Source organism: Micromonospora sp. CA-248212 (assembly GCF_050948405.1).
GTDB lineage: Bacteria > Actinomycetota > Actinomycetes > Mycobacteriales > Micromonosporaceae > Micromonospora.
Genome location: NZ_CP192023.1, coordinates 6,084,762 through 6,098,414, shown reverse-complemented (window position 1 = coordinate 6,098,414; position 13,653 = coordinate 6,084,762). Strand labels below are relative to the sequence as shown.

Annotated in this window: 11 protein-coding genes; 10 read left to right on the top strand and 1 reads right to left on the bottom strand. The window is 72.2% G+C overall.

Annotation, left to right across the window (positions count from 1 at the left end; all coding sequences use genetic code 11):
• Positions 1 to 103: 103 nt before the first annotated feature.
• The 6 genes from ACQP03_RS28630 to prfA all read left to right on the top strand — a co-directional run bounded on the left by ACQP03_RS28630 (position 104) and on the right by prfA (position 7,367).
• Positions 104 to 919: a polysaccharide deacetylase family protein gene (locus tag ACQP03_RS28630; protein WP_357133931.1), complete on the top strand. Its 816-nt coding sequence runs from the start codon at positions 104 to 106 to the stop codon at positions 917 to 919.
• A gap of 11 nt (positions 920 to 930) precedes the next feature.
• Positions 931 to 2,175, top strand: coding sequence for an MFS transporter (locus ACQP03_RS28625; protein ID WP_357133934.1), 1,245 nt, complete (start codon positions 931 to 933; stop codon positions 2,173 to 2,175).
• Between the two features lie 66 nt (positions 2,176 to 2,241).
• Complete coding sequence (gene thrB / locus ACQP03_RS28620; protein WP_357174571.1) at positions 2,242 to 3,186, top strand: homoserine kinase; 945 nt, start codon at positions 2,242 to 2,244, stop codon at positions 3,184 to 3,186.
• 295 nt (positions 3,187 to 3,481) lie between these two features.
• On the top strand, positions 3,482 to 5,617 hold the full coding sequence (gene rho, locus ACQP03_RS28615; RefSeq protein WP_363661531.1) for a transcription termination factor Rho: 2,136 nt from the start codon (positions 3,482 to 3,484) through the stop codon (positions 5,615 to 5,617).
• A gap of 322 nt (positions 5,618 to 5,939) precedes the next feature.
• A complete protein-coding gene (rpmE, locus tag ACQP03_RS28610; RefSeq protein WP_088987870.1) occupies positions 5,940 to 6,164 on the top strand; it encodes a 50S ribosomal protein L31 in 225 nt (74 codons plus the stop codon).
• Between the two features lie 114 nt (positions 6,165 to 6,278).
• On the top strand, positions 6,279 to 7,367 hold the full coding sequence (gene prfA / locus ACQP03_RS28605; RefSeq protein ID WP_357133945.1) for a peptide chain release factor 1: 1,089 nt from the start codon (positions 6,279 to 6,281) through the stop codon (positions 7,365 to 7,367).
• A gap of 145 nt (positions 7,368 to 7,512) precedes the next feature.
• Here the strand turns inward: prfA and ACQP03_RS28600 are convergent, their stop codons facing one another.
• Positions 7,513 to 9,060 carry a GGDEF domain-containing protein gene (locus ACQP03_RS28600; RefSeq protein WP_357133948.1) on the bottom strand — a complete coding sequence of 516 codons (1,548 nt, stop codon included), beginning with the start codon at positions 9,058 to 9,060 and terminating at the stop codon, positions 7,513 to 7,515.
• 73 nt (positions 9,061 to 9,133) lie between these two features.
• Between ACQP03_RS28600 and prmC the strand changes: the two genes are divergently transcribed.
• The 4 genes from prmC to ACQP03_RS28580 all read left to right on the top strand — a co-directional run bounded on the left by prmC (position 9,134) and on the right by ACQP03_RS28580 (position 13,603).
• Positions 9,134 to 10,081 carry a peptide chain release factor N(5)-glutamine methyltransferase gene (prmC, locus tag ACQP03_RS28595; protein ID WP_357133951.1) on the top strand — a complete coding sequence of 316 codons (948 nt, stop codon included), beginning with the start codon at positions 9,134 to 9,136 and terminating at the stop codon, positions 10,079 to 10,081.
• On the top strand, positions 10,081 to 10,731 hold the full coding sequence (locus ACQP03_RS28590; RefSeq protein WP_355052883.1) for an L-threonylcarbamoyladenylate synthase: 651 nt from the start codon (positions 10,081 to 10,083) through the stop codon (positions 10,729 to 10,731). Before prmC ends, ACQP03_RS28590 begins: the two co-directional genes overlap by 1 nt.
• Positions 10,732 to 11,343: a phosphotyrosine protein phosphatase gene (locus ACQP03_RS28585; RefSeq protein WP_357133954.1), complete on the top strand. Its 612-nt coding sequence runs from the start codon at positions 10,732 to 10,734 to the stop codon at positions 11,341 to 11,343. It begins immediately after the preceding gene.
• A 145-nt stretch (positions 11,344 to 11,488) separates the two neighbouring features.
• Positions 11,489 to 13,603 carry a transglycosylase domain-containing protein gene (locus ACQP03_RS28580; protein WP_363660973.1) on the top strand — a complete coding sequence of 705 codons (2,115 nt, stop codon included), beginning with the start codon at positions 11,489 to 11,491 and terminating at the stop codon, positions 13,601 to 13,603.
• Positions 13,604 to 13,653 lie beyond the last annotated feature (50 nt).

The window sequence follows — 13,653 nt, the reverse complement described above, 5'->3', positions numbered from 1 at the left end:
CGCTGCTCTTTGTGCCCACATCGATCGAACGACCTGACCGCAGCCTTGCGTCACTTCTTGCATACTCCTGGTAGATGTCGGCGGTGACGAGTGGGGCAGGCGGATGACCGAGGGCGCGCGCGGGTGGTCCCGGCGCGACCTGCTGCGCCGAAGCGCCCTGGTGGTGACCGGAGCGGCCGCCGGGGCGGGCGTCACGGACGTCTGGTTGACCCACCGGCGGCTGCCTCTTGCCGGCGGCCCGGCCAGCGCCACCGTCGGCAACGGGGCGCAGGACGTCGGCGCCGGCGTCCTGCCGGTCGTCTGGTCGGGGTCGACCACCCAGCGGCTGGTCGCGCTCACCTTCGACGACGGCCCGGCGCCACAGTGGACGCCCATGGTGCTGGACACCCTCGCCCAGCACCGGGTGCCCGCCACGTTCTTCCTGGTCGGCAGCCAGGTCCGTAAGCACCCCGACCTCGTACGCGACCGGCTCGGCGAGCACGAGGTGGGCAATCACAGCTGGGCGCACCGGGACCTCGCCCAGTTGGACGCCGCAGAGGCGTACGACGACCTGAGTCGCACCCACGACGTGATCACCGACGTGACGGGCCGGGCCCCCCGCCTGGTCCGTCCGCCGTACGGTCACCTGGGCGGTGCGGTGCTGCACGCGGCCGCCCGGTTGAACTACCGGCTGGTGCTCTGGTCGTTGCAGATGGTGGAGCGGGAGTTTCCCGACGATCCGGCCGGTCATGCCCGCCGGATCGTGGACGGCGTCCGGCCCGGGACGATCCTGCTCGGGCACGACGTCGGTCAGCGGCGGCGGCTGGTCGCGCTGCGCGGCCTCCCCGACATGATTCGCGGACTCCGGGAGCGCGGATACACCTTCGTCACCGTCTCGTCGCTGCTGGGAGCGGGTGTGGCCCCGACGCCCACCGGGTAGGGTGCCGGTCCGTGGCGTCCACCCTTTCGGTCCTTACCGGCAATCGGAGCTTCCGCAATCTCTTCCTCGCCGAGCTGGTGGTCTTCGGGGCCGACTGGTTCGTCATGGTGCCGCTGCTGGTGCTGCTGCCCCACCTGACGGGAAGCGGCGTCTGGGGCGCCCTGGTGCTGGCGGTGGACACCGGCATCGTGGCGCTGCTGCTGCCGTACACCGGCACCATCGCCGACCGGTTCGACCGGCGCAAGATCATGATTGTCGCGAACGTGGCCGCGCTGGCCGGTGTGTTGCTGCTGCTCGGTGTCCGTGACCGTGGCACGGCCTGGTTGGCGCTGGTGGCGATCGGGGCCGTCGCGGTCGCCAAGGCGTTCTACTCGCCCGCCGCGCAGGCGGCGCTGCCCAACGTTCTGGAGCCGCACGAGCTGGCCGCCGGCAACGCCGTGGCCGGCTCGGCCTGGGGCACCATGACGGTGGTGGGCGCCTCACTGGGTGGAGTGCTCAGCTCGGCCGCCGGCCCGTACGCCTGCTTCTGGGTGGCGGCGGCGGGTCTGGCGCTGGCCGCGGGCCTCGCCACGCGGATCCGCCGGCCGTTGCAGGTGGCCCGCGACCCGTTGTTGCCGGCGCAGCGGACCTGGTCGGCGGTCCGCGAGGCGCTCGGCTACATCGGGCACCGACCTCGGGTGCTGGCGCTGGTGACGGTCAAGTCGGCGGTCGGCCTGGGCAACGGGGTGCTGACCGTGTTTCCGCTGCTCGCCAGCGTGTACGGGGTTGGTTCGCTGGGCGCGGGTCTGCTCTTCGCGGTACGCGGCGCGGGTGCGTTGGTCGGGCCCATCCTGATGCGTCGGGTGTTGACCAACCGGTCCTGGCTGCTGCCCGGCCTCGCGCTGTCCATGTCGCTCTACGGGCTGTCCTATGTGGGCGCTTCTGTCGTCCGCTGGTTCCCGCTGGTGCTGCTGTTGGTGTTCGTGGCGCACTTCGCCGGCGGCAGCAACTGGGTGATGTCGAACTTCGCCCTTCAGGGTGAGGTGCCGGACCGGCTGCGCGGACGCGTGTTCGCCACCGACATGATGCTCGCGACACTGGCCATCTCGGTGAGTCAACTGGCGGTGGCCCTGGTCGTGGACGTGGTGGACGAGCGGGTGGTGCTGGCCGGCTGCGGGCTGGTCACCGTCGTGTACGCGGTCGGCTGGCGGATCGCCACCCGGCGTCTCTCGTTGACCGACCCGGCCGCCGAGCCCGTCTCCGACGCCGCCGGCTGACACCCGGCCGGTCCCACGGTGCGGGCGAGCGGCCGGATCGTCGGTGTCGGGCCCTAGCATGAGCGCGTGCCGACGAACTTCACCGCCGGGCCGGTCCGGGTCCGGGTTCCCGCGACGAGTGCCAACCTCGGTCCGGGCTTCGACGCGCTGGGGCTCGCCCTCGGGCTCTACGACGACCTGGCCGCCGAGGTGTCGTCCGGCGGGGTCCAGGTGACGGTGACCGGTCAGGGTGCCGGTGAGCTGCCGGCCGACGATCAGCACCTGGTGGTGCGGGCCATGCGTGCCACCTTCGACGTCCTCGGCGCGCAGCCCACGGGCCTGAGCGTGGAGTGCGTCAACCGGATACCGCAGGCGCGCGGCCTCGGCTCGTCGTCGGCTGCCATCGTGGCCGGGGTGCTGCTGGCCCGTGCCCTGGTCGCCGACGGCGTGGAGCGGCTGGACGAGCCGGCTCTCCTCCGGCTGGCCGCCGAGATCGAGGGCCATCCGGACAATGTCGCGCCGTGCCTGCTCGGCGGCTTCACGCTGGCCTGGACCGAGACGGCCGGCGCTCGTGCGGTGTCCCTGCCGGTCGCCGACGCCGTACGACCTACTGTCTTCGTGCCCTCCGAGCGCGGCCTGACCGCGACCGCGCGGGCGGCCCTGCCGGCCACCGTGCCCCACGCCGACGCCGCGTTGACCGCGGGACGGGCGGCGTTGCTGGTGCACGCGCTCACCACGGATCCGGCGCTGCTGATGCCGGCCACCGTCGACCGGCTGCACCAGGATTACCGCGCGGCCGGGATGCCGGGCACGTCGTCGCTGGTCAGCGCGCTGCGAGAGGCGGGTGTGGCGGCTGTGGTCTCCGGCGCCGGGCCGAGCGTGCTGGCGTTCGGCGAGCCGCCAGCGGGCTTCGACGCGGGAACAGACTGGCAGATTTGGAAGTTACCGATAGACGTCAGCGGCGCCCGGGTCGCCCGGGGTAGACTTGGACACGCCGAGCGGGACCCTGTTGCCGCAGGTCGGAAGAGTTGATTACGCTCTAGACCTAGCACAGCCGCGAAGCACGCGATCTCCTGCGGGGCGGCGCACCCCCGAAGCTCTCGGCGGTCAGCCCGTCACCCCTGCCAAGGCCCACGCCGCACCGCAGTTTCCACAGGTCGCCGCAGACGGCGAGACCTACCCACCGACGTTTGGTGGGTCGGGAAACCACCGGCTGCTGTGTCACAGACTCCCGCGACGCGTCCTTGCGAGGCGGGTGAACCGAGGCCGCCCGGCCACCTGAGCTCCGACTCCGGGCAGTCCCGGCCTTATCGAGGGAAGGAATCCATTGAGCGACACCACCGACGTGACGTCGGATGTTTCCAACGTCGCTGGCGATGCCACCGCTGCCGCTCCCGCCCGTCGTCGGCGCAGCGGTACCGGTCTGTCGGCGATGCTGCTGCCAGAGCTGCAGAGCCTGGCCGCGTCGCTCGGCATCTCCGGCACTGCTCGCATGCGCAAGGGTGAGCTGATCGCCGCGATCTCCGAGCGGCAGGGCGGCAACGCCGCCGGAACCCCTCGACCGCGGGCCGAGGTCGCCGCGGCGGCCGCTCCGGCGCGTGAGGAGGTGCGGGAGACCGTGGACCGCCCGACGGCCGAGGGTCGCAGCACCGACCAGGCGCCGGCCGAGCCGGCCACCGAGACCGAGAGCCGCAGTCGTTCGCGGCGCAGCCGGACCGCTGCCGCGGAGGCCCGTACCTCCGAGGTCGGCACCTCCGAGCCGCGTGGCGCCGAGGCGCGCACCGACGAGGTCGAGAGCGGCGAGCGTTCCGAGCGTGGCGAGAACCGCCGTGACCGGGTCGAGCGCAACGACCGCTCCGACCGGGGCGAGCGTGCCGAGCGCAACGACCGTGCCGACCGTACCGAGCGCAACGACCGGGGCGAGCGTGCCGAGCGGAGCGACCGTAACGATCGGGGCGAGCGTGCTGAGCGGGGCGACCGTGCTGAGCGGGGCGAGCGTGCTGAGCGGGCCGAGCGCAACGATCGGGGCGAGCGCTCCGAGCGGGGTGAGCGTGCCGAGCGCAACGACCGCAGCGACCGTGCCGAGCGGGGCGAGCGCAACGACCGCAACGATCGGGGCGACCGCAACGACCGTTCGGAGCGCGCCGACCGTAACGACCGTGGTCAGCGCGTCGAGCGCGACAGCGACGACGAGGACGGCGAGGGCGGCGGTCGGCGTGGCCGGCGCAGCCGCTTCCGGGACCGTCGGCGTGGTCGCGGCGAGCGCGGGGAGACCGGCGGGGACACCGGCGGCGGCCGTGAGCCGCAGGTCGGCGAGGACGAGGTGCTCGTCCCCGTGGCCGGCATCATCGACGTGCTCGACAACTACGCCTTCGTACGGACGACCGGCTACCTGGCCGGCCCGAACGACGTGTACGTCTCGATGTCCCAGATCAAGAAGTACGGCCTGCGTCGCGGTGACGCGATCACCGGCGCCGTGCGGGCGGCCCGCGAGGGCGGCAACAGCGGCGACCAGCGGCGGGACAAGTACAACCCGCTGATGCGGCTGGACACGATCAACGGGATGGAGCCGGAGGAGGCGCGGCGTCGGCCCGAGTTCTACAAGCTCACGCCGCTCTACCCGCAGGAGCGCCTGCGGCTGGAGACCGAGCCGCACATCCTGACCACCCGGGTCATCGACCTGGTCATGCCGATCGGCAAGGGCCAGCGGGCGCTCATCCAGTCTCCGCCCAAGGCGGGTAAGACGATGGTGCTGCAGGCGATCGCCAACGCGATCACCCGCAACAACCCGGAGTGCCACCTCATGGTGGTGCTGGTCGACGAGCGGCCCGAAGAGGTCACCGACATGCAGCGGTCGATCAAGGGCGAGGTCATCGCGGCCACGTTCGACCGTCCGCCGCAGGACCACACCACGGTGGCGGAGCTGGCCATCGAGCGGGCCAAGCGTCTGGTCGAGCTGGGGCACGACGTCGTCGTGCTGCTCGACTCGGTGACCCGGCTCGGTCGGTCGTACAACCTGGCGGCGCCGGCCAGCGGCCGGATCATGTCGGGTGGTATCGACTCCACCGCGCTCTACCCGCCGAAGCGTTTCCTCGGCGCGGCCCGCAACATCGAGAACGGCGGCTCCCTGACCATCATCGCCACGGCGCTGGTGGAGACCGGTTCGATGGCGGACACGGTCATCTTCGAGGAGTTCAAGGGCACCGGTAACGCGGAGCTGAAGCTGGACCGGAAGATCGCCGACAAGCGGACCTTCCCGGCCATCGATATCAACCCGTCCGGCACCCGTAAGGAAGAGGTCCTGCTCGCGCCCGAGGAGCTGGCCATCATCCACAAGCTCCGCAAGGTGCTGCACTCGCTGGACTCGCAGGCGGCGATGGACCTGCTGCTGGACCGCCTCAAGCAGTCCCGCACCAACATCGAGTTCCTGATGCAGATCGCGAAGTCGACGCCGGGGGAGTGATCCCGCACCGGTGACCGACGACGAAGGGGGTACGGCCGCGGCCGTACCCCCTTCGGCATGACCGGCCCGTCCGCCGTCGCGTACCCCGGGTGGGGCACGACGGCCCCGGACGAATGCCTGCCCGGACGGCGGGAATGCGGACAGGTAGGCCCGTGTTGACGATGCCGGACGAGGTGTGCGGCCCGCTTACCGGGTCGGCCCAGGCCCATGGCACACTGGTCAATCGGCCACACCGGTTCCGGTTCACGCCCGAGCCCGTCGCGTACGGCGCGACGAGTGATGACGGCGACCCGGCGACCACCAACGAGAGGACCGAGGCGAGATGAAGGCAAACATCCACCCGGAGTACACGACCACCGAGGTCAGCTGCTCCTGCGGTAACACGTTCACGACCCGTAGCACCGCCAAGGGCGGCGCGATCCACGTCGAGACCTGCAGCGCCTGCCACCCGTTCTACACCGGTAAGCAGCGCGTTCTCGACACCGCCGGCCGGGTCGCGAAGTTCCAGCAGAAGTACGCCAAGGTTCAGGCCAAGAAGGCCAAGTAACTCCCCGTTCGGCGCCCGTGTCCGGTTTTGTACCGGACACGGGCGCCGTCCGCGTTTCGCCCGCCAACACCCTTGGCCCTCCCGGTGCCGCATCCTCGAAGGAGCATCCGCAGCATGAGCAGCGAGCGTCTGGCCGGACTCCTCGACGAGTACGCGGAGCTGGAGAAGCGGCTGGCCGACCCGGCCATCCACGCCGACCAGGCCACCGCGCGCCGGGTGGGTCGCCGGTACGCCGCGCTGGTGCCGCTGCACAAGGCCGCCGGCGAGCTGGAGCAGGCTCGCGCCGACCTGGCCGCGGCCCGCGAGCTGGCCGACGAGGACCCGTCCTTCGCCGCCGAGGCGGACTCCATCGCGGCGTCCCTGCCGGCCCTGGAGGAGCGCCTCGCCGAGTTGCTCATCCCGCGCGACCCGCACGACGCCAAGGACGTGATCGTCGAGATCAAGGCCGGTGAGGGCGGCGAGGAGTCGGCGCTGTTCGCCGGCGACCTGCTGCGGATGTACACCCGGTACGCCGAGCGGCACGGGTGGATCACCGAGGTGATCGACGCGCAGGATTCCGACCTCGGCGGGGTCAAGGACGTCTCGTTGTCGATCAAGACCAAGGGTGTGCCGGACGGCGGCAACGGTGTCTGGTCGCGGCTCAAGTGGGAGGGCGGCGTGCACCGGGTGCAGCGCGTCCCGGTGACCGAGTCGCAGGGCCGGATCCACACCAGCGCGGCCGGGGTGCTGGTGCTGCCGGAGGCCGAGGACGTCGACGTCACCATCGACCAGAACGACCTGCGTATCGACGTGTTCCGCTCGTCCGGCCCGGGCGGTCAGTCGGTGAACACGACCGACTCGGCGGTACGGATCACGCATGTGCCGACCGGCATCGTCGTGTCCTGCCAGAACGAGAAGTCCCAGTTGCAGAACCGGGAGCAGGCGATGCGGATCCTGCGGGCCCGGCTGCTCGCCGCCGCCCAGGAGCAGGCCGACGCCGCCGCTTCGGACGCCCGCAAGGCGCAGGTACGCACCGTGGACCGCTCGGAGCGCATCCGCACCTACAACTTCCCGCAGAACCGGATCACCGACCACCGGATCGGCTACACCGCGTACAACCTGGACCTGGCTCTCGCCGGTGACCTCGACGGCGTCCTGGACGCCCTGGCCGAGGCCGACCGCGCCGCCCGCCTGGCCGGCGACACAGAACTAACCCGCCGCTAACCCCCCGCCCGCCCCCGCCCCCGCCCCCGCCCCCGCCCCCGCCCCTGCCCCGTCGATCATGGAGTCGTGGTGGGGAGATTGTCCCGTGGTGGGGCTTTAGCGGGGCACCACAAGTCCTTGATCGACCCCGAGAGAGGGGGAGTGGTCAGCTCGCGCGGGGGCGGGATTTCGCGCGTAGCATCTCCCGGTCGGCCTGCTCGAAGGCGACGCTGAGCGCGTCGCGCAGCCCGCTACCGCCGGAGACCTCGGCGAAGCCGATGCTCACCCCGACCGGGGTGCCGGGTACCAGCGACTCCCAGTCCTCGTTGCGTACCGCCGCCTCGATCCGGCGGGCCACCTCGGTGGCCTCGATCATGCCCGTGTCCGGGAGCACCACGACGAACTCGTCGCCGCCGTAGCGGGCCACGAAGTCTCCCCGGCGCATCACCCGGTTGATCACCCCGGCGATGCGTTGCAGCACCAGGTCACCGGAGTGGTGGCCGTGCCGGGTGTTGACCGCCTTGAAGCCGTCCAGGTCGCAGACGCCGATGACGACCCGCTCGCCCCGGGTGACGACGGCAGTGATGTACCGCTCCAGGCGACGCCGGTTGGGCAGGCCGGTGAGCGGGTCGGTCAACGCCTCACCCTCGTACCGTGCCGCCTCGCGACGCATCTCCTCGTGGTCGATCCGGGCGGCGATGCCGTCGATGTAGACGTCGCGCAGCCGGTCGTTGCGCTGGGCGGCGAGCCGGAACGCCAGCCGGTCCGCCCGGTGGGCCGCGGAATGGTCGCCGGCGCGGGCGAGCGCGATGCTGCGCAGCCGGGCCGGCTCGGCCGCCCCGAGCGTCTCGGTGGACACCCGGATGGTGTCCAGTCGGGCGACCGCCTCGATGGGCCGACCGTCCGCGACGGCCAGGCAGACCATGCCGAGTTGCCGCAGGTCCCGCGCGCGGGCGCTGTCACCGCCGTGGGTGAGCAGCCGGGACGGGCCGGCGTCGCCGGTCGGTTCCAGGGTGTCGCCGAGCGCGGCCTGCCGTGCCGCCGAGTACCCGTACGCGGCGAGGCTGCTGGGACGGAGCCGCCCGGCCCGCCCGCTCTGGACGAACTGGGCCAGGTCGGTCGCCACGTCCCGCAGCACGCGCAGGCAACCGTCGCTGTCACCGTTGTGGTCGAGCGCCACGGCGTTGCGCAGCCGGATGCCCGGCGCGGCGAACGTCTCCTCCGGGATCCCGGCGGTCAACCCGAGCTGCCGTGCGCGTTCGATCGCGCCCAGGGCGTACCCGTGGAAGCTGAGGTAGCTGTAGGCCATCGCCAGGTCGTGCCAGCCCCAGGCGGTGTCCCGGTCCGGGTCGTCCACGGCGTTCAGGGCCCGCGCTGCCTTGACGAGGTGGGTGACGCAGCGGTCCAGCGCGCCCTGGTGGTGGGCGGCGAGCGCGGCCAGCGCGTTGAGGTGCCCGTGCAGGTAGGGCTCGGCGAGGTCGCGGACGGCCGCCGACGCCTCCTCGATGGCCCGGGTGAACTCCGCCGTCCGACCGAGATTGATCAAGGCGGAGAGACGCTGGACCATGGCGTCCGCGCGGGCCGCCGGGTCCGACGTGGTGCGGATCACACGCTCCAGAAGGGTGTACGACTCCGCGGAGCGACTTGCTTCCTGCAAAGCGCGGGCGTGCGAGAGAGTGTCAACCTGGTCATGGACCCGGTCGAGCCAGCCCACCCACAACCTCCTGTCGTGTGCGCCTCGACGCACCCGTTCATGGCGTCGCCTCGCGACGCCCCATGATTATCGTGTGACCACTCTGCCGCAACACCCCCCCGAAGGGACAGGCCGCACCCGTCCGTCCGCCGCGGTGGCGCGGGCGGCCCGCGTACTCGCCGCGGCCGGCGTAGGCCCGGCGCGCGTGGAGGCCGAACTGCTGACGGCGTACGTGCTGGACGTGCCCCGGGGTCGGCTGGCCCTCGCCGACGATCTGGACGACGCCCAACTGGCCCGCCTGGACGAGCTGGTCGGGCGTCGCGCCGGCCGGGAGCCGTTGCAGCACCTGACCGGTCGGGCGGGTTTCCGGCACCTGGAACTGGCGGTCGGTCCGGGTGTCTTCGTGCCCCGGCCGGAGACGGAATTGCTGGCCGGGTGGGGTGTCGAGCAGGGCCGGGGCAGATCCGAGCCGCTGGTGGTGGACCTGTGCAGCGGCACCGGCGCGATCGCGTTGGCGGTGGCGCAGGAGCTGCCCGGGGCGCGGGTGGTCGCGGTGGAGCGGTCCTCGGCGGCGCTGGCGTGGTTACGCCGCAACGCGGCCGAGCGGGCCGCGGCGGGGGACCGGCCGATCGAGGTGGTCGAGGCCGACGTGACCGCGCCCGACCTGCTCACCGACCTGGTGGGTCGGGTGGACGTGCTGCTCTGCAATCCGCCGTACGTGCCGGTCGACGTGGTGGTGCCGCCGGAGGTGGCCGGGCACGATCCGGCGGAGGCGGTCTTCGGGGGCGTCGATGGTCTGGCGGTGATCCGACCGGTGATCGACCGGGCGGCGGCGCTGCTGCGACCCGGGGGCGTGATCGGGGTCGAGCACGACGACACGCACGGCGTGGCGGTGCCAGAGTTGTTCGCCCACGACGGCCGGTTCGACGCCGTCACGGAGCATCCGGACCTCACCGGCCGCCCCCGGTACGCCACCGCGTCCCGACGGGCGGACGGCCAGCACACCGTGCCCGGGCGGGCGTGGCAGACTGACTCCTCGTGATGCTCTACGACTGCCGATCGCCCGCCGATCGGGACCGCGGCATCGCTGCGGCCATCGAGGCGGTCAAGAACGGCGAACTGGTCGTCCTTCCGACGGACACCGTCTACGGGATCGGCGCGGACGCGTTCACGCCGTACGCGGTCAAGGCGCTGCTGGACGCGAAGGGCCGGGGTCGGCAGATGCCCCCGCCGGTGCTGATCGGTTCGCGGCACACCCTGGACGGCCTGGTCTTCTCGCTGCCCTCGGCGGCGCGGGACTTGGTGGAGGCGTTCTGGCCGGGTGCGCTGACGATCGTGGTCGAGCACTCGCCGAGCCTGCAGTGGGACCTGGGCGACAAGACCGGCACCGTCGCGGTGCGGATGCCGCTGCACCCGGTGGCCCTGGAGGTGCTGCGCGAGACCGGCCCGATGGCGGTCTCCTCGGCCAACAAGACGGGCCAGCCGGCGGCGGTGACCGCCGAGGAGGCGCGCGACCAGCTCAGCTACTCGGTGCGTGCGTACCTGGAGGCCGGGCCCTGCCCGGATCCGGTGCCGAGCACGATCGTCGACCTGACCGGCGAGGTGCCGCAGTTGCTGCGGGCCGGGGCGATCCCGCTGGAGAAGCTGCGCGACGTCGTACCGGATCTCCTCGACGTCCACCAGGGGGCCTGAGTGCCCCCGTTCACCGTCCTGCACGTCTGCATGGGCAACATCTGCCGCTCACCGATGGCCGAGCGACTGCTGGCCCTCGCGGCACGGGAGCGGTTGGTGCGGCGTTCGCAGGATCCGGCCGGCGTCGAGGAGTTGCTGCACAGCCACAGCGCCGGCACCGGCGGCTGGCACGCGGGCGAGGAGATGAACCCGCCGGCGGCGCGGCAGGTCATCGACCGTGGCGGTGACGTCGACGGGTTCGCGGCGCGCAAGCTGCGCTCGGACCACATCGACGCCGCCGACCTGGTCCTGACGGCGACGGCCGACCAGCAGGAGTACGTGGTGGCGCTCCGTCCGGACGCGGCGGCCCGTACCTTCGTGCTGGGTGAGTTCGGCCGGCTGCTGGCCGCGGTGGACGTCACCGCGCTGCCGGCGGCCGAGGCGACCCCGGAGGCGGTGTACGCGCGGGGCGTGGCCCTGGTGGCGGCGGCGCACGACAACCGGCTGGGCGCCTCGGCGCTGCCCACCGACGATCTCGACGATCCCTGGGGTCGCGGCGACCAGTGTTTCACCCGGGTCGCGGACGAGATCGAGGAGACGGTCCACCCGCTGGCCGCCGCGCTGCTGCCCTGAGCGCGGTGCGAGCCGCTGGCCGGCGCGCTGCTGCCCTGGGCGCGGTGCGAGTTTCCTCCGGGTTTGGGGAAAACCAGGGGCGAAAGGGGCGTTCCGGGTCATTCTGAACGGGTCCTAGCGTGACCGGCTCCTGCGGGGAGAGCTGATGATCCGGGCCCGACTCGACAAACTGCTGACCGTGGTGATCGCCGGCGTGCTGGCCGGACTGGTGCTGGCCGGGGCCGCCCTGCCCGCCGCCCTGGTCTTCGGGATCGGCTTCAGCGCCCTGTCCACGCCGTACTCGGAGCTGCCCAACACGCTCCGCACGCCGCCTACCGCGCAGCGCTCCAACCTCTACGCCAACGACGGCACCACCCTGATCACCTCCTTCTACCAGGAGGACCGGGTGGAGGTCCCGCTGCGCGAGGTCGCCCCGGTGATGCGCCAGGCCATCGTGGCCGCCGAGGACGTCCGGTTCTACCAGCACAGCGGGGTGGACCTGCGCGGTGTGGTGCGCGCCTTCACGGTGAACAAGCGCGACGGTAAGACCCGGCAGGGCGCCTCCACCCTGACCATGCAGTACGTCCGCAACGTGCTCAGCAGCGATCCCCGGCTGACCGAGCGGCAGCGCCAGGCGGCCACCGAGCTCACCACCGCCCGCAAGCTCCAGGAGATGCGGTACGCGCTGGCGCTGGAGCGGGAGCTCAGCAAGGAGGACATCCTCACCCGCTACCTCAACATCGCCTACTTCGGTGCCGGGGCGTACGGGATCGGGGCGGCCAGCAAGCGCTACTTCTCGGTCTCGCCGGCTGAGTTGACCCTGCCCCAGGCCGCGCTGTTGGCTGGTCTGGTCCGGTCGCCGGACAGTGACGACCCGATCAACGGGGACGCCGACAGCGCCCTGCACCGCCGGACGTACGTGTTGGAGCGCCTGGTCGAGACGGATCAGGTCCCCGCCGACGCGGCGGCGGCGGCACAGGCCGAGCCGCTGCAGCTGCGGCCCAGCGAGACGCCGAACGACTGCACGGGGGTGCCCGACGGGCATTCGGACTGGGGTTTCTTCTGCGACTGGTTCACCCGCTGGTGGAGCAGCCAGTCGGCGTTCGGGTCGAGCGCCGACGAGCGACAGCGCATGCTGCGCCGGGGCGGGTTCTCCATCGTCTCGTCGCTGGATCCGGCCGTGCAGCAGGCCACCACCGAGCAGGTCCTGCGCATCTACCGGCCCACCGAGGCGCGGGCGGTACCCACCGCCGTGGTGCAGCCCGGCACCGGCCGGGTGCTGGCGATGTCGGTGAACCGCAACTACAGCGTCGAGGACAACCCGGTCGGACAGAAGAACTATCCGAACACGGTCAACCAGCTCGTGGCCGGTGGTGGGGCCATCGACGGGTATCAGGCCGGTTCGACGTTCAAGCTCTTCACCATGCTGGCCGCGCTGGAATCCGGCATGCCGCTGTCGACCGAGTTCACGGCGCCGACGCAACTGCTCACCCGCTTCCCGGCGACCGGTGCGGGTAGCTGTGACGGCCGCTGGTGCCCGGCGAACGCCAGTCCGTCGGCGATGGACGGCCCCCGCACGATGTGGACCGGGTTCGGCCGGTCGGTGAACACCTACTTCGCCTGGCTGACCGAGCGGGTCGGCGCCGACCGGGTGGTCGAGATGGCCGAGCGGCTGGGCATCGTGCTGCGGGCCGACTCCGACGAGCGGCTGGCCCGCTACGGCGCGAAGGACTGGGGCCCGTTCACCCTGGGTGTCGCCGCGACGACCCCGCTGGACCTGGCCACGGCGTACGCCACGGTGGCCGCGGAGGGGACGTGGTGCGCGCCGCTGCCGGTGGTCTCGATCAACGACTCGGCCGGCCGGCCGGTGGATGCCGCCAAGCCGGACTGTCGGCAGGTACTCGACACCGACGTGGCCCGGGCGGCGGCGGACGCGGCCCGCTGCCCGGTGGGCGACCAGTCGATGTACGGGCGGTGCGACGGCGCCACGGCTCCCGATCTGCGATCCCGGCTGGGCCGCCCGGTGGCCGGCAAGACCGGCAGTTCCGAGCGGTACGAGACGGAGACGGTGGTGGCCTTCACCCCGCAGTTGGTGGTCGCCTCGATGGCGGCCAACCCGGACGACCCGCGCGACGCGGTCGGTCAGGCCGTGCAGGCCCGGATGGTGACCGGGGTGGGCGAGGTCCTCTCCCGTGCCCTGCATGACCAGCCGGTACGCGACTTCGTCCCGCCAAGCGAACGGGCCGCCTTCCAGGTCACCGCCGCCCGAACCACAAACTGACCCCGCCCCGCCCCGCCCCGCCCCGCCGACTCCGTTCGCGCCGATCTTGC